14 protein-coding genes are annotated in these 16,364 nt (G+C 41.4%); all 14 read left to right on the top strand.

The window, feature by feature from the left end; translation table 11 throughout:
• Positions 1-6 precede the first annotated feature (6 nt).
• The 14 genes from PSR9079_RS08915 (at position 7) to PSR9079_RS08850 (ending at position 16,363) form a co-directional block, all read left to right on the top strand.
• On the top strand, positions 7-372 hold the full coding sequence (locus tag PSR9079_RS08915) for a response regulator (protein WP_179959161.1): 366 nt from the start codon (positions 7-9) through the stop codon (positions 370-372).
• A 230-nt stretch (positions 373-602) separates the two neighbouring features.
• A complete protein-coding gene (thrA, locus tag PSR9079_RS08910) occupies positions 603-3,020 on the top strand; it encodes a bifunctional aspartate kinase/homoserine dehydrogenase I (protein WP_149981200.1) in 2,418 nt (805 codons plus the stop codon).
• Positions 3,021-3,029: 9 nt separating this feature from the next.
• The gene (gene thrB / locus PSR9079_RS08905; RefSeq protein ID WP_145241144.1) at positions 3,030-3,956 is read left to right on the top strand and encodes a homoserine kinase; all 927 of its coding nucleotides are present in this window, start codon (positions 3,030-3,032) and stop codon (positions 3,954-3,956) included.
• 18 nt (positions 3,957-3,974) lie between these two features.
• Positions 3,975-5,258 carry a threonine synthase gene (gene thrC / locus PSR9079_RS08900; protein WP_149981199.1) on the top strand — a complete coding sequence of 428 codons (1,284 nt, stop codon included), beginning with the start codon at positions 3,975-3,977 and terminating at the stop codon, positions 5,256-5,258.
• A gap of 735 nt (positions 5,259-5,993) precedes the next feature.
• On the top strand, positions 5,994-7,250 hold the full coding sequence (glyA, locus tag PSR9079_RS08895) for a serine hydroxymethyltransferase (protein WP_145241140.1): 1,257 nt from the start codon (positions 5,994-5,996) through the stop codon (positions 7,248-7,250).
• A 102-nt stretch (positions 7,251-7,352) separates the two neighbouring features.
• Positions 7,353-7,802 carry a transcriptional regulator NrdR gene (gene nrdR, locus PSR9079_RS08890; protein WP_016708083.1) on the top strand — a complete coding sequence of 150 codons (450 nt, stop codon included), beginning with the start codon at positions 7,353-7,355 and terminating at the stop codon, positions 7,800-7,802.
• 1 nt (position 7,803) lies between these two features.
• The gene (ribD, locus tag PSR9079_RS08885) at positions 7,804-8,946 is read left to right on the top strand and encodes a bifunctional diaminohydroxyphosphoribosylaminopyrimidine deaminase/5-amino-6-(5-phosphoribosylamino)uracil reductase RibD (RefSeq protein ID WP_149981198.1); all 1,143 of its coding nucleotides are present in this window, start codon (positions 7,804-7,806) and stop codon (positions 8,944-8,946) included.
• Positions 8,947-8,958: 12 nt separating this feature from the next.
• Positions 8,959-9,612, top strand: coding sequence for a riboflavin synthase (locus tag PSR9079_RS08880; RefSeq protein WP_149981197.1), 654 nt, complete (start codon positions 8,959-8,961; stop codon positions 9,610-9,612).
• A 29-nt stretch (positions 9,613-9,641) separates the two neighbouring features.
• The gene (ribBA, locus tag PSR9079_RS08875) at positions 9,642-10,754 is read left to right on the top strand and encodes a bifunctional 3,4-dihydroxy-2-butanone-4-phosphate synthase/GTP cyclohydrolase II (protein WP_145241135.1); all 1,113 of its coding nucleotides are present in this window, start codon (positions 9,642-9,644) and stop codon (positions 10,752-10,754) included.
• 101 nt (positions 10,755-10,855) lie between these two features.
• On the top strand, positions 10,856-11,320 hold the full coding sequence (gene ribH / locus PSR9079_RS08870) for a 6,7-dimethyl-8-ribityllumazine synthase (RefSeq protein WP_145241133.1): 465 nt from the start codon (positions 10,856-10,858) through the stop codon (positions 11,318-11,320).
• Between the two features lie 15 nt (positions 11,321-11,335).
• The gene (gene nusB, locus PSR9079_RS08865; RefSeq protein ID WP_145241131.1) at positions 11,336-11,746 is read left to right on the top strand and encodes a transcription antitermination factor NusB; all 411 of its coding nucleotides are present in this window, start codon (positions 11,336-11,338) and stop codon (positions 11,744-11,746) included.
• Between the two features lie 44 nt (positions 11,747-11,790).
• Entirely contained in the window at positions 11,791-12,765 is a 975-nt protein-coding gene (thiL, locus tag PSR9079_RS08860; RefSeq protein ID WP_149981196.1) for a thiamine-phosphate kinase, read from the top strand.
• Positions 12,762-13,247 carry a phosphatidylglycerophosphatase A family protein gene (locus tag PSR9079_RS08855; protein WP_145241127.1) on the top strand — a complete coding sequence of 162 codons (486 nt, stop codon included), beginning with the start codon at positions 12,762-12,764 and terminating at the stop codon, positions 13,245-13,247. The genes thiL and PSR9079_RS08855 overlap by 4 nt, the downstream gene beginning before the upstream one ends.
• A 29-nt stretch (positions 13,248-13,276) precedes the next feature.
• A complete protein-coding gene (locus tag PSR9079_RS08850) occupies positions 13,277-16,363 on the top strand; it encodes a ligand-binding sensor domain-containing diguanylate cyclase (protein WP_149981195.1) in 3,087 nt (1,028 codons plus the stop codon).
• Position 16,364 lies beyond the last annotated feature (1 nt).

The following is a 16,364-nucleotide window of genomic DNA, read 5'->3' as shown; positions in this document are numbered from 1 at the left end:
TATATTATGAATTTTTCCGTACTGGTGTGTGATGATTCAACAGTAGCACGCAAACAAGTTATACGCTGTTTAAATGAGTGTATCGCAGCAGATATTATGCAAGCAAAAAATGGCCGTGAAGCGTTGGAGTTAATGCATATACATAATTTCGATTTACTGTGCCTTGACTTAACTATGCCCGAAGTCGATGGAGTACAAGTTCTTGAGAGTATTAAAGCACAAAAGATTGAATGCTTTGTGTTGGTTATCTCGGCAGATATTCAACTTGAAATGAAACAACGTGTCGCTAAGTTGGGAGCTATAGCCTTCGTTGATAAGCCGATAGATAAAACAAGATTAAATGAAATACTGCATAAATTTGGCATTCATTAGATTTCTTTATAATCAAAAAGCATAATTTATCTTTTTATTTGGGGTTGACAGAATAGGCCTGTTTAAGGCAGTCTAAGGGCTATGAAAACAAATAATCACGCATTGACCATTATTATTACAACCACCATTCTTACTGGATAGTGGCATAGGTCGGTGCAACAAATTTAAAGGCCTGTGTTCACAACGAACACAGGCCTTTTTTCGTTTTATGGGATGAGGAAACATAAAAAATGCGAGTATTAAAATTTGGTGGGTCGTCACTTGCTGACTTTGCCTGCCTACAACAGGTAGCACAGTTAGTTAAAGCACAATTAAAAGACGAAATGTTATTGGTGCTATCCGCTCCAGGTGGCATGACCGATTCATTGGTTGCACTGGCAAGCGCTGCTGAACAAGGACTTGATTATGATACACAGTGGCACGCATTAATTGAGCGTTGCCAAAGCTTAAAAGCAGCCGTTGAAGCTGAATATGGTAGTGTTCAAAACTGGCCTGATTTAAACGAACTGCAAAATAAGCTAGCGGGTGTCAAACTCATCCAATGTTGTCCAGATCAAGTGCGTGCTTATGTTATTAGTTTTGGTGAGCGCATCAGTGTATCACTGATGCAGTGTTTATTAAGCTCACATAACGCTCACTACCTCGAAGCAACCGATTGCATTGCATCAACTAATGGTCATATTGATGCGGAAGCTGATCTAGTGGCGAGTAAAATTCGTTTTCAAACGGCTTTAAAAGCTAATCCTGCGACTATTTATATTATGCCTGGCTTTACAGCTAGCAACGAACAAGGCCAGCTAACTACACTGGGACGTAATGGCTCAGATTATTCAGCCGCAATTGCCGCAGCGTGTTTAGAAGCGCAAGTATGTCAAATTTGGACTGACGTTGATGGTGTGTACAGTGCTGATCCGCGTTATATCAAAAAAGCCACTAAAGTTGATTTTTTATCATATAAAGAAGCGATGGAGCTTTCTTACTTTGGTGCCAAAGTTCTCCATCCTAAAACAATTCTACCGTGCGCTAAAGCTGGCGTGCCGTGTGAAATTAAAAATACCCATAATCCGGATGCACAAGGATCACTGATCAGTAATGATAATGTGTCATCGGAGCCGGTAAAAGCGTTATCTAGTTTACAAAATCTTGCGATGCTAACGGTTTCAGGCCCCGGCATGAAAGGTAAAGTAGGCATGGCATCAAAAGTTTTTAATGCCCTTGCTCACGATAATGTTTCGATTGTACTGATCACTCAATCGTCATGTGAATTTAGTATCAGCTTCTGTGTCCATGAATCAGATTTGCCATTGGCTCTTGAGGCATTGCAAACTGCGTTTGAGCTTGAATCACAGGCGGGACTAATTGAACCTGTACAAGTGCAGCGTAATTTAGCAATCGTTACTTTAGTGGGTGATAATATGCGCGCTCATAAAGGCTTAGCTGCTAAATTTTTCGCATCACTCGCCCAAGCACAAGTTAACATTGTCGCTATTGCCCAGGATTCAACTGAAAGTGCAATTTCAGCAGTGATTGACGGCGAGCTGTGTAATGATGCTGTAAAAGTGTGTCACGAAAACTTCTTCACTCATATCCCATCAATTGATGTATTTTTATTAGGCTGTGGTTTAGTTGGCCAAGAACTTATTAAGCAGTTAGAGCGTCAGCAAGCATGGCTTGAAAAACGTAATATCAAACTAAACTTGTATGGTGTTGCTAATTCACGTCAATTACATCTTGATAGCGAAGGAATTGCTTTTGACGATTGGCAGCAAAAGTTGGCAGCATCAGAACAACCGTTTGACCTCAAACTGGTTGAACAATTTGTTAGGCAAAATCATTTAATCAATCCAGTGCTGGTTGATTGTACGTCTTCAGATGCTTTAGCGGCTCAGTATGTAGACTTTTTGAATGCCGGTTTCCACGTTGTGGCTGCAAATAAAAAAGCCAATACAAGTTCATATGCTTATTACCAAGATTTAATTACAGCAACGCAAAAAAATAATCGTAAGTTTTTATACGAAACAAATGTCGGTGCAGGTCTTCCAGTAATCGATAACTTACAGTCACTGTTTGGTGCTGGTGATGAGTTACTTGAATTTAGCGGAATTTTATCCGGTTCATTGTCATATATGTTTGGCGCATTGCAAGATGGTTTATCACTGTCTGAGGCAACCATTAAAGCCAAAGAAAGTGGTTTTACTGAGCCAGATCCACGTGATGATTTATCGGGCACTGATGTCGCGCGTAAGTTATTAATTATTGCCCGCGAAGCAGGTATGAAATTAGAGTTGAGCGATATCGAAGTTGAATCAGTGCTTCCTTTGGGCTTTGCCCAAGGTGATAACGTTGACGAATTTATGGCTAAATTGCCAAGTTTAGATGCTGCGTTTAATGACCGTATTCAAAGTGCTGCAAGTGAAGGCAAAGTGTTGCGTTATGTCGGTACTATCAAACAAGGCCACTGCAAAGTAGGTATTGAAGCGGTAGATGAAAAGCATGCTCTGGCTGTTATTCGTGACGGCGAAAATGCCTTAGCAATTTTGAGTGCATACTATCAACCACGTCCATTTGTTATTCGTGGTTATGGTGCCGGCTCAGCAGTGACTGCGGCCGGGGTATTTGCTGACATTTTAAAAACGTTATCGCGCTAGGAGAGTATAATGATCGAAGTATATGCTCCAGCCTCAATCGGTAATTTTGCAGTTGGTTTTGATGCCTTAGGTGCTGCGCTTGCTCCTATTGATGGCACGTTATTAGGTGATGTTGTTGCGGTAAGTTCTAGCGAGCTTGACGAATTTATATGCTCTGGGGATTACGCAGATAAACTACCAAGCGATGCCAGTGAAAATTTAGCGTATCAGTGTTTAGTGCATTTTCGTGAACATGTAGCGCCAACCATGCCAAGCGTTAAACTGGAATTAAAAAAGAACTTACCAATTGGCTCGGGTCTTGGTTCAAGTGCTTGCTCTGTAGTAGCCACATTTGCGGCGCTGGATCAGTTTGCAGGTACTGCACTGAGCCAAGTGCAGTTAATTGAATTAATGGCTGATTTTGAAGCGATTGTCAGTGGCGGTCGTCATTACGACAATATCACTCCGTGTTACTTGGGTGGTTTGCAGCTTACTGGTGATTTAATTCCAAATAAATCAATTGCTTTACCGGTTGATGAGCGTTGGTATTACGTAGCGGCTTTTCCTGGTTTTTCACTTAATACCGCTAAAGCGCGTTCAGTGTTACCAAAACAGCTAAGTATGCATGCGAGCGTTGAATTTGCGCAGCGCTTATCAGCGTTTAGTACTTTATTGTTAACTAGCCGATTTGATGAAGCACTCTCCATCATGAGTGATGAAATAGCGGAGCCGCATCGTGCGCCACTGATCAATGGTTTTAGTGAAGCTAAAGCGGCGCTGCCAGAGTTTGGTGCTGAGATTGTCAGTATCTCAGGTGCTGGTCCTACATTATTTACCGTGTGCAAAACGCTCGAAGCTGCACAGCAATGCGCACAGTGGCTTGAACAAAACTATATTAATGAGCAAGGCTTCTGCCACATTTGTAAACTCGATAACGCCGGCACGCGTCAGCTATAAGAATTTAAGGAACTAATAATGCAATTACATAATTTAAAAGATGATTCTCAAAAAGTGTCGTTTGTTGAAGCGGTTAAAACAGGTTTAGGACGTAATCAAGGAGTATTTTTCCCTGAATCGCTCGCGCCTTTAGCTGATGTTGATAGTTTACTCGATATGGACTTTGTTACTCGTAGCAGTAAGATTTTATCGCATTTGATTGGTGATGAATTACCTGCTGATACGGTTGCACAAATGGTGCAAAATGCCTTTAACTTTCCTGTTAAATTAGTTGAAGTTGAAGACAATATTTATTGTTTAGAGTTGTTCCATGGGCCAACGCTTGCATTCAAAGACTTTGGCGGTCGCTTTATGGCTGAGTGCTTGGCACAATTTAGCCAAGGTGAAAAAACCACAATACTCACAGCAACCTCAGGGGACACTGGGGCAGCTGTTGCGCATGCGTTCTATAACAAGCCAAATATTGATGTGGTTATCCTGTATCCAAAAGGTAAAATCTCATTAGCACAGCAAAAATTGTTTACTACTTTGGGTAATAATATCCATTGCTACGCTGTAGATGGTAGCTTTGATGATTGCCAAGCGATGGTTAAAAATGCCTTTTTAGATGATGAAGTTAAATCTCGTTTAGGTTTAAATTCAGCTAATTCTATCAATATAAGTCGCCTTGTTGCACAAGTATGTTATTACTTTGAAGCAATAGCGCAATTACCAAAAGAGCAGCGCGCCAAAGCACATATCTCAATACCTAGTGGTAACTTTGGTAATGTATGTGCGGCGATGATCGGTGCGGTGATTGGTTTACCGGTCGCTAAACTTAGCGCTACAACCAATCAAAATGACACTGTACCGCGCTTTATCCTTGATAAAAACTGGGCGCCTAATGCCACAATCGAGTCATTGTCTAATGCCATGGATGTGAGTAAACCTAATAATTGGCCACGTGTACAAACCATGCTTGATAACAAATGGTTTAGTTATGATGATTTTTATTCAACTAGTGTTGATGAAAATGATACCCAAGCAGTGATGAAAAAAATTCATCAAACAGGCTATGTTGCAGAACCACATACAGCGATTGCTTATCAGGGCCTAAAAGCTAACTTAGCAACTGATTCAACTGGTATTTTTCTGGCAACAGCGCATCCGGCTAAGTTTAAAGAAAGTGTTGAAGAGATTTTAAATATTGAACTTGAAATGCCAAAACCACTAGCTGATGCATTAGCTAAACCATGCTTAGCCGAGGATATCGCAGATGATTACGATATCCTGCGTGAAATATTATTAGCTAAACTAGGTTAGTTTTTACCCGCTAAGTAAAACTAAAAATAAACGGCATATGTGAAAGCAATGTCGTTTTTTATTGCTTTAAATTGTACTTAATAGCAGTAATGGAAAATTAAACTATTGAACGTGAACGGCGGTTTAGCACTCGTAAACAAAAAATTAAAATGGCTATAAGGCAGATCATAATCCCTGCAAGTATAACTAATTCATTCGCTACCCAATGGATTAGGAGTAATCCGCACATAAATAAAATAAATGGTTTAAATTCATAATAATAAAAGTGTTTGTTAACTTTAATGCGATTTACTTTATGATCTTTACGCCGTGAATTTGAGCGTAATCGCCAAATATTGGCACCATTGAAGAATAAAAAAATACCAATGGCTGTTGGTAAAACAGTGCTGAAAAGTAAAATGCAAAGTCCGCCAACAATGACATAACAATAAGGAATTGATTCGTAGATAGGTTTAGCTAGCATAGTAAATTAGTTCATCATCCATGATTACATTGGTATCATAATAGTGTAAACAATCGCGAATGCAACAGATTAAGGTATAAATAATGTAAATGTTATTTGCTTTTATTCATTAAAATTTCTGATGCTTTAATAAAAAAATATCATTACAAAAACACTGTGAATTAAATTCAATCCCTGTTTAAATATGTTCATCTTTAGACCATAGGCAAATTGACGTTTTCAGCGTATAATTCAGCCTTCAAAATACCATACACGTTGCCCTAGGAGCCCCCATGTTAGAACGTAGCATGAATATTTCGGATTTCGATCCAGAGTTATTTGAAGCAATCACTAAAGAGACTGCTCGCCAAGAAGAACACATCGAGCTTATCGCATCTGAGAACTACTGTAGCCCACGCGTACTAGAAGCGCAGGGTTCACAGCTAACAAACAAATATGCTGAAGGTTATCCGGGCAAGCGTTACTACGGTGGTTGTGAGCATGTTGACGTGGTTGAACAACTAGCGATTGACCGTGCAAACGAATTGTTTGGTTCAGATTATGCTAACGTTCAGCCTCACGCAGGTTCACAAGCAAATGCTGCTGTGTTCTTAGCTTTATTAGATGCTGGCGATACAGTGTTAGGTATGAGCTTAGCTCATGGTGGTCACTTAACGCATGGTTCACATGTAAGCTTCTCTGGTAAGCTTTATAACGCAATCCAATACGGACTTGACGAAGCGACTGGCGAGATTGATTACGCACAAGTTGAAGCACTTGCACTTGAGCACAAACCAAAAATGATCATCGGTGGTTTCTCAGCATACTCAGGTATTGTTGATTGGGCTAAATTCCGTGAAATCGCTGACAAAGTAGGCGCTTACTTGTTTGTTGATATGGCTCACGTTGCAGGCCTTATTGCTGCTGGTGTTTACCCAAGCCCAGTACCACATGCACATGTTGTTACTACAACTACGCATAAGACATTAGCCGGCCCACGTGGTGGTTTGATTATTTCTGCTTGTGGCGACGAAGCTATTTATAAAAAGCTTAACAGTGCAGTATTCCCTGGTGGCCAAGGTGGTCCTTTATGTCACATTATCGCTGCCAAAGCAGTGGCATTTAAAGAAGCACTACAACCAGAGTTTAAAGTATACCAAACTCAAGTTGTGAAAAATGCTAAAGCTATGGTTGCAGTAATGCAAGAGCGCGGTTATAAGATCGTATCTGATAAAACAGAAAACCACTTGTTCTTACTTGATCTAATTGATAAAGACATCACTGGTAAAGACGCAGATGCGGCTTTAGGTAATGCTAATATCACCGTAAATAAAAACTCAGTACCAAATGACCCACGTTCACCGTTTGTAACGTCTGGTTTACGTATTGGTTCACCGGCAATCACACGCCGTGGTTTTAAAGAAGCTGAGTCTAAAGAGCTTGCTGGCTGGATCTGTGACGTACTAGACAACATCAACGATGAGTCAGTACAAGCACAAGTAAAAGAGAAAGTTAAAGCAATCTGTAAAAAATTACCTGTTTACGCTTAATTGAGTTACAAACAGTAATTTAGATCACAATAGCTTAGTTTTTTGCTATTATAAAGGCCGCCTAAAAGCGGCCTTTTTTGTTTTTAACGGAAGCTGATACCTATGCATTGTCCATTTTGCACCGCAAAAGATACCAAAGTGATTGACTCGCGTTTAGTGGGAGGTGGTCACCAAGTAAGGCGACGCCGTGAATGCAATGAATGTCATGAACGCTTTACTACCTTTGAAGGCGCAGAACTTGTAATGCCTCGGGTGATCAAACAAGACGGTAGCCGTGAACCTTTCAATGAAGATAAACTCCTTAATGGTCTACACCGTGCATTAGAAAAACGCCCCGTCAGTACCGAGCAAGTTGATGAAGTGGTCAATATTATTAAATCGCAATTACGTGCCACCGGCGAGCGTGAGATTTCCAGTCACCTGATTGGCGAATGCATTATGGAAGCGCTGAAAAAACTCGATAAAGTCGCTTACGTCAGATTTGCATCGGTATACCGTTCATTCGAAGATATTCGTGAATTTGGTGAAGAAATTGCCCGTTTGGGAGAGTGATATGAACCAATATCAGTTTAGCGAACAAGATTTCTCTTATATGACCCGAGCGATTGAGCTTGCCAAACAAGGACGCTTTACTACCACCCCAAACCCAAATGTTGGCTGTGTATTAGTAAAAAATGACGTTATTGTTGGTGAAGGTTTTCATCAAGTTGCCGGCCAAGGCCATGCTGAAGTGAATGCATTAGCAATGGCGGGTAGCCAAGCCTTTGGCGCAACTGCTTATGTCACGCTTGAACCTTGTAGCCATTTTGGTCGCACACCGCCGTGTGCCGAAGGTTTAAAAGCTGCTGGCGTGGTAAAAGTAATTGCTGCTATGGTTGATCCAAATCCGCAGGTGGCCGGTAAAGGTTTAGCTATTTTAGCGGACGCGGGCATTGAGGTTGCGTCAGGTTTGTTAGAACAACAAGCAAGGCTGTTAAACCGTGGCTTTTTAAAGCGCATGGAGCAAGGTATGCCATTTATTACCTGCAAAATGGCCGCAAGCCTTGATGGTAAAACGGCACTTAAAAACGGTCAAAGTAAGTGGATAACGGGCCCTAAGGCTCGCCAAGATGTGCAACTACAGCGCGCACAAAGCTGCGCTATTTTAACCGGCGCGGACACAGTATTAGTTGATAATGCAAAACTCAATGTTCGTGTTGATGAGCTGCCAGAGCCGTTACCAACGCAATTACCTGTACGCCAACCTGTACGTATTATTATTGATTCACAAAATCGTTTAACACCTGAGCAAGCATTATTTAGCATTGCCAGTGAAGTAATTATTCTTACCACTGAACTTGATAAATCACAGCAATGGCCTCATTACGTAAGCCATATTGTAGTACCAGAAAAAAATAGTAAAGTTGATTTAGTGGCTGCCATGAAACTTCTAGCGCAGCAACAGTTTAATCATATTTGGTTAGAGGCAGGGGCAACCTTAGCGGGCCAAATGACTGAATGTAATTTAATTGATGAATATATTGTTTATCTGGCGCCGAAGTTGTTAGGGAATGACGGCAAAAGCTTACTAAACTTTACAGAGCTGACAAGTATGCAGGACGTTGTTAATTTATCAATTAATGAGAGTGTGTGTATCGGTGACGATATTCGTATCACGGCGACACCACGCAAAGCCTCATCTAAACCAAATAACTAAAGAGTAACCACTATGTTTACTGGGATCATCGAAGCAACGGGCACTATTAGCGAGTTACAACAAAAGCAAGGCGATTTAGCTATTCGCATTCAAAGTAATAACCTTGATATGGCGGATGTCAATTTAGGTGACAGCATTGCAACCAACGGTGTGTGTTTAACCGTAGTAGCAAAGCACAGCGATGGCTTTAGCGCTGATTTATCTAATGAAACGATTGGTTTGACAGGCTTTGCACATTATAAACAAGGGCAAAAAGTAAACCTTGAAAAAGCCATGCAACCGGTGTCTCGCCTCGGTGGGCATTTAGTGTCTGGTCATGTTGATGGTATTGCGACAATCACCGCAATCACGCCTAATGCCCGCGCCGTTGAATATTGGCTGAGCACCGATGCACAATTGATGAAATACATTCCCTATAAAGGCTCGGTATGCATTGATGGTATTAGCCTAACAGTAAATGCAGTAGCAGATAATAAATTTAAACTGACAATTGTGCCGCACACTAGTGAGCAAACGACTATTGCTGATTTTAAAGTAGGCACGCAAGTGAACTTAGAAGTAGATCAAATCGCGCGTTATTTAGAGCGTTTGATCAAAGGCGCAGAGCAGCCAGCTAGTTCAGATATTTCGATGAGTTTACTCGCCCAAGCCGGTTTTATTAAATAAACGCACTCCACAACTTACACGAGCAGATTATGAATTTACACAGCGCACAAGAAATTATTGATGACATTAAAGCCGGTAAAATGGTTATTTTAATGGATGATGAAGACAGAGAAAATGAAGGCGATTTAATTATCGCAGCCGAGCACATTAGTGCTGAAGCGATCAATTTTATGGCCACTCATGGTCGCGGCTTAATTTGCCTAACAATGACTCAAGAGCGCTGTGAGCAACTTGATTTACCATTAATGGTAAAAAACAATGGTGCGGCATTTTCGACTAACTTTACGATGTCGATTGAAGCATCGAAAGGTGTGACTACGGGGATTTCTGCTGCAGATCGCGCTCGTACTGTGCAAGCTGCGATTGCCAAAGGTGCTGTACCAAGTGATATCGTTCAACCTGGGCATATCTTTCCTATTATGGCACAACCAGGTGGCGTATTAACGCGTGCCGGTCACACTGAAGCCGGTTGTGATTTAGCCCGCTTAGCCGGTTTAGAGCCTTCATCAGTAATTGTGGAAATTCTTAATGCTGATGGCACCATGGCGCGTCGTCCTGATTTAGAAGTATTTGCTGAGCAACATAATATCAAAATTGGCACTATTGCTGATTTAATTGAATACCGTAACATGAATGAAACCACCATTGAGCAAGTGGCAAAATGTAAGTTGCCAACCGTACATGGTGAGTTTGATTTAGTTACTTATAAAGATACCATTGACGGCCAGTTACATTATGCGCTGTTAAATGGTGAGGTTAAAACGAATGAACCAACCTTAGTACGGGTTCATTTAAAAAGTACCTTCAATGATATTTTGTTATCTGATCGCAGTGCCGATAGAAGCTGGGGCTTGTCAGATGCGATGGCTTATATTGCAAAGCATCAAGGTGTGTTAGTTATTCTAGGTAAGCAAGAATGCACCGAAGAACTAGAAGCGACAGTCAAAGCGTTTGCTGCAGAAGATGCTGGTGAGACGGTCGCGCATCGTAAATTCCAAGGTACTTCACGCACCGTAGGCGTAGGGTCACAAATTTTAGCTGACTTGGGCATTGAAAAAATGCGTTTGATGAGCTTGCCTAAAAAGTACCATGCGTTATCGGGCTTTCACTTAGAAGTGGTTGACTACGTAGAGCCACAATAAGCACAACGCTTAAACTAGGCTATTATTTTATTTATATGGTATGATACGCAGCAATTTTTGCGCAATCGCAACCGCTTGAACTTATTTTTTAGGGTTATCGAATGAAAATTATTGAAGGTAATAAATACGCTCCTGGCAAGAAATTCGCTATCGTTATTTCTCGTTTTAATGACTTTATTGGTAGCAGCCTATTAGCTGGTGCTGTTGATGAATTAAAACGTACTGGTGGTGTATCTGATGATGATATTACCGTAGTTTATGTACCAGGTGCGGTAGAATTACCTTTAGCGGCGAAACGCGTTGCAGCAAAAAAAGAGTATGATGCAATCATCGCTTTAGGCGTTGTGATCAGAGGTGGTACACCACATTTTGATCTTGTCGCTGGCGAATCAAATAAAGGCTTAGCGCAAGTGTCGCTTGAGTATGATATCCCGATTGCATTTGGCGTATTAACCACTGAAAGCATTGAGCAAGCGATTGAACGCGCTGGCACTAAAATGGGCAACAAAGGCGGCGAAGCTGCTTTAGGCGCACTTGAAATGGTTAATGTGTTAGATAAAATTTAAGTTTAAGGAATTTTTGTGAAACCAGCAGCAAGACGTAAAGCACGTATCTTAGCACTTCAAGCCGTTTATTCTTGGCAATTAAGTGGCAATGCCATTGCCGATATCGAACAACAAATGTTGATCGAAAACGATGTGACTAAAATTGATGTTGAATACTTTAAAGATCTTTCGCGTGGTGTTGCTATAAATCATAAGCAACTAGACGAAGCAGTATCGCCACATTTAACTCGTCCATTTAACGAGTTAGACCAAGTTGAACGCGCTATTTTACGTTTAAGCAGCTATGAGCTGAAATTCCGTGAAGATGTACCTTATAAAGTTGCTATCAACGAAGGTATTGAGCTTGCTAAGATATTTGGCGCTGAAGACAGCCATAAATTTGTTAATGGTGTACTTGATAAAGCGGTAAAGCATTTACGTAAGTAATGCGACCGTAAAAGGAGAGCCGGCATAGGCCGGCTTTTTTGTGTATGAAGGAATTTGAATTAATAAATCGCTACTTTAAAGGTCGTGGCATAACTCGTCGCGATGTTAATTTAGGGATTGGTGACGATTGTGCATTGGTTACTGTTCCTGAAAATTGTCAGTTAGCGATTACCACCGATACACTGGTAGCAGGCGTACACTTTTTTGATGACATCGATCCGCGTGCATTAGGCCATCGAGCCCTGGCCGTAAACTTAAGTGATTTAGCTGCTATGGGGGCTGAGCCTACGTGGGTTTCGGTTGCTTTAACGTTGCCAAATATTGATGTTGAGTGGCTGGAAGAATTCACCGAAGGCATGCATGAAATCGCAGAGTATTTTAATGTGCAAATCATTGGTGGCGATACCACGCAAGGGCCGTTAACAATTACTATTTGTGCTAAAGGTACAGTGCCTGCAGGTAAAGCACTGCGCCGAAGCGGTGCTAAAGTAGGTGACTGGGTTTATGTTACAGGGCCGCTAGGTGATGCCGGGCTTGCGATTGAAGCTCGTAAGCAAGAGATTAAGATTGCTCCAGAGCACTTAAGGTACGTTAATCAACGATTTGATTACCCAACTCCGCGTGTTGCTGCGGGGCAAGTATTACGCGGTTTAGCATCATCAGCGATTGATATCTCAGATGGTCTATTGGCAGATCTTGGGCATATTTTAGCTCTGTCGCAAGTTAGCGCTTGTATTGATGTGAATAAAATACCAACCTCGGATGCATTGCGTGCTACTTTAGAACGAGATCAACAACTGCCGTTTATCCTCAATTATGGCGATGACTATGAGTTGTTATTTACGGTACCTGATAGCAATAAAAGTATGCTGGAAATGAAATTGCGCCAGTATGGTGTAGATGCAGCCTGCATTGGACAAATAAAAAGTGGTGAAGGCGAGGTTGAGCTGATGCTCGATGGCGAAAAATTAGCATATGATGATGCTGGTTTTGAACACTTCACCAAGGAGTCGGTTTGAATAAACCTGCATTATTTAATTTAAAGCGCCCTCATCAATTTTTTGGTTTGGGCTTTGGTTTAGGGTTAGCGCCTAAAGCGCCGGGTACGTTTGGTACCTTTGCTGCGCTACCGTTTATTTTTACTACTATGTATTTCCCGCTGTGGTTACAAATTGTATTTGCGGTAGTTATTAGTATTTTTGGTATATGGGCATGTGGCAAAACCGCTGATGATCTGGGAGTACATGATCATCCCGCGATTGTATGGGATGAAGTTGCCGGATTTTACATTACCATGATCGGAGCTGCATTAAGTTGGCAGTCTTTGTTAGTGGGTTTTTTGTTATTTCGTTTTTTTGATATCGCTAAACCAGGTCCTATTCGCTTTCTTGATAAGCGGGTTCATGGTGGTGTAGGTATTATGGCGGATGATGTTTTAGCTGGTATATTTTCTTTAATTTGTGTTCAGGCATTGTTTAAAATGGGTTATTTGCCCTTTTAACCTTAGTTTTGCAACGAGGTATTGACGTTATGATGCGATTTTTATTGGTTATTATTGTGCTGTTCTGCAGTATGCCAAGTAAGGCGTCAATTACCGACTATGTTGTAAAACAATGGAATATGCAAAATGGCTTACCATCGCAGTCACTTAAAAGTGTCGTGCAAGATAAGCAAGGCTATATGTGGCTGGGAACTCAGTTTGGCCTCAGTCGCTTTGATGGCAATACATTCACTAATTACAACACCTTAAATAGTAATTTCTTACCCAGTAACGGCATTAATAAATTACTAGTCGATAGCGAAGGCTATTTATGGATTGGTACTAAAGATGGTATTGTGGTCATCGATCCCACCACTATGGCAGCGCAAGAGTTTAGTGTAAAAGGCCCTGTACGCGATGTTATCGAAGATGCGAAAGGCAGTATTTGGATAGCAGCGAATGGCCTGTACTTTGTATCTCGCAATCAGATCAATGTCAGCGCAGTGCATGACTTACTAGTCCCTGTAATGAGTGCCAGTTCAGTAAAGCAGATTGTTGGTACTGTCAGTCAGCTGGCATTATCGCCAGAAGGGATCTGGCTGGTGAATGAACGATACTTGCTACGGTTAACTAATTCCTCCTCTGATTTTGCAAAATTACGCTTAGAACTAACTGCTAAGGTATCTATACCTGAGCGTTTAGCACAAACGATTATTCACGATTTAGCATGGCTGGAAGGCAACTTATATTTAGCGTCAGAGCTCGGTGCTTACTTTTTAGATTTAGATGACGAGTTAAGGCCCTTTCCACTGCCCAATGCGAATAACTCAGCGGTTTATAAATTTATGAGTGACTCAAATGGAGCACTGTGGATTTCGACCTATGGGCGCTTACTGTTTCGAGACAACTCCGGCGATTGGCAATGGGTTGAACCGAGCCAACTTGACCAAAGTATTTGGTTTGCTGATTTATATCGCGATAATGATAATAATATTTGGCTTGCGAGTTTTAGTGAAGGATTATGGCTTGCGCACGAAGGCCGAATAGAACGTCACTCAGCTATATCACAAATGACCGAAGCGGTTATGGCCATTAGCCAAGCGCCCGATGGGAGATTGTGGGTCGCTAACCGCAGTGGTGTAGGCTACTTTGATTTAGATAAAAACTTTATCAATCAAATCCCAAGTAATCAATACGGACGTGCAGCCGTGCATGATTTACAGTTTGATGGCTCACGTTTATATATCGCCACTGGACGTGGTGTGTATATTTATGAAAACAACACCTTGTTCACTGTCCCTGGACGCGCTTTAAAAGATAACCCGGTGTTTGCGATTAGTCGCTCCAGCAAAGGAGGCTTTTGGCTTGGTACTGGCCGGGGTATGTATCGGCTTAGTTACGGTGGTTTAACCCCATTTGCTTATAACGCATTTTTAGGCAGTAAGTTTATTACTTATGTCGTTGATGAAGCTAATTTTGGTTTAATTGGCACTAGCAAAGGCGCTTACTACTTTACCGATCGTGGTATTGAAAAAATTGGCGATCAAACGAGTCTTGAAGGTGCTTATGTTACAAGCATCTTAAACATTGATGGAGTTGGTATATTAATCGGCTCATTAAATGATGGTTTATTTTATCGAAGCACACAAGGGCATTGGCGTCAGTTAGATGCTACCAATGGCTTACCTTACGGTTCTATTTTTAGTTTACGTTATGATGAAAAGCTCAAGCGCATATGGGTTAGTACCATGAAAGGTGTCTACCGAATGCCGGTTGAACAGTTTAGTACCGATATTGAAAGCTTAAAAGTAGAGCAGGTTATTTCGTCATACGATCGTCAACTTGACGGTAAGGCCAGCCAGTGTTGTACCGGCCTTGGCCATGACGCTGTGGCGGAGTTAGGTAATTCAATGTGGTATCCGAGCCTACAGGGGGTCGTGGAGATCCCTAAGGATATTGAGCTGTTTGGCGTTAAACCATTACAGCCAAAGGTTGAGAGTTTAAATACTGGGATACGTAAACTTGCAACAGCTGCATTAGGGCGTAATCCTGAATTAGAAATCGATGAACGTGATATCACCCTTAAATATACAGCGATAGACTATTATGCACCGACCAGTATTGAGTTTCGCTATCGTTTAACTGGTTTAGACAGCGATTGGCGTTATGCTAATACCCGTCGTGAAGCTATTTATACCAATTTACCGCCTGGTGCATTTTTGTTTCAACTTGAGGCTAAACGACAAGGTGAAGGCTGGCAGAAGGCGCAACGTACGGAATATTCATTTGTGGTACCAAGACGGTTTGATGAAACAATTTATTTTCGGTTGTTGATCACTGGTAGTTTTATTTTATTATTTTATTTAGTGTTTTGGGTATTTAGAAAGCAAGAGCGCCGTAAGCAAACCGCGCTTGAAAGTCTGATCACGGAGCGCACCGGGGAGCTGCGACAAGCTAATGATAAGCTAAATCAAGTTAACTCACAGCTAAAGCTTATGAGTCACTCAGATGAGCTTACTGGGCTGAGAAGTCGTCGCTTCTTATTTGATCAACTACCAAAAGATATAGAGCACTTTCAGCGTAACTCACAATCATTACAAGCGCAGGGAAAATCCTTGGTGTTGCTAATCATTAATTTTGATAATTTTAGCCGCATTAATGACGCTTATGGACCGATTGGTGGTGATAGTTGTTTGCAGCAAATGGCTGCATTGCTTAACTCTCGTACCCAAGGATCTGATTATGTTGCCCGTTGGAGTGGTGATGAATTCTTGTTACTGCTACGTGACTTTAAACGCACTGCAATCGATAGTTATGTTGCGCAGCTATGTAAAGTAATCGCTGATCACACATTTAAGTTGCCCAGTGGTGACAGTATAAACTTGACCGCATCGATTGGCTTTTCATTTTACCCATTACCATTATTAGGTGGTCAGGTTATTGGTTGGGAAACCTCTGTCAACTTAGCGGATATCGCGCTACATCAAGTTAAAAAGCGCGGTGGCGATGGTGTTGCAAACATCACCTTTGATGAACAATTAGATGCCTTTGAGTTTGAGCAAACCAACAATGTTGAGCAACAACTGAGTGTATTACAAGCTAATGGTTTAGCAGATATCAAAGTGTGGATGCGCTAAT

This window comes from Pseudoalteromonas rhizosphaerae, assembly GCF_902498845.1.
Classification (GTDB): Bacteria; Pseudomonadota; Gammaproteobacteria; order Enterobacterales; family Alteromonadaceae; genus Pseudoalteromonas; species Pseudoalteromonas rhizosphaerae.
Note: the sequence above shows the minus strand (reverse complement) of the source record. Positions and strands in the feature narration are given on the sequence as shown.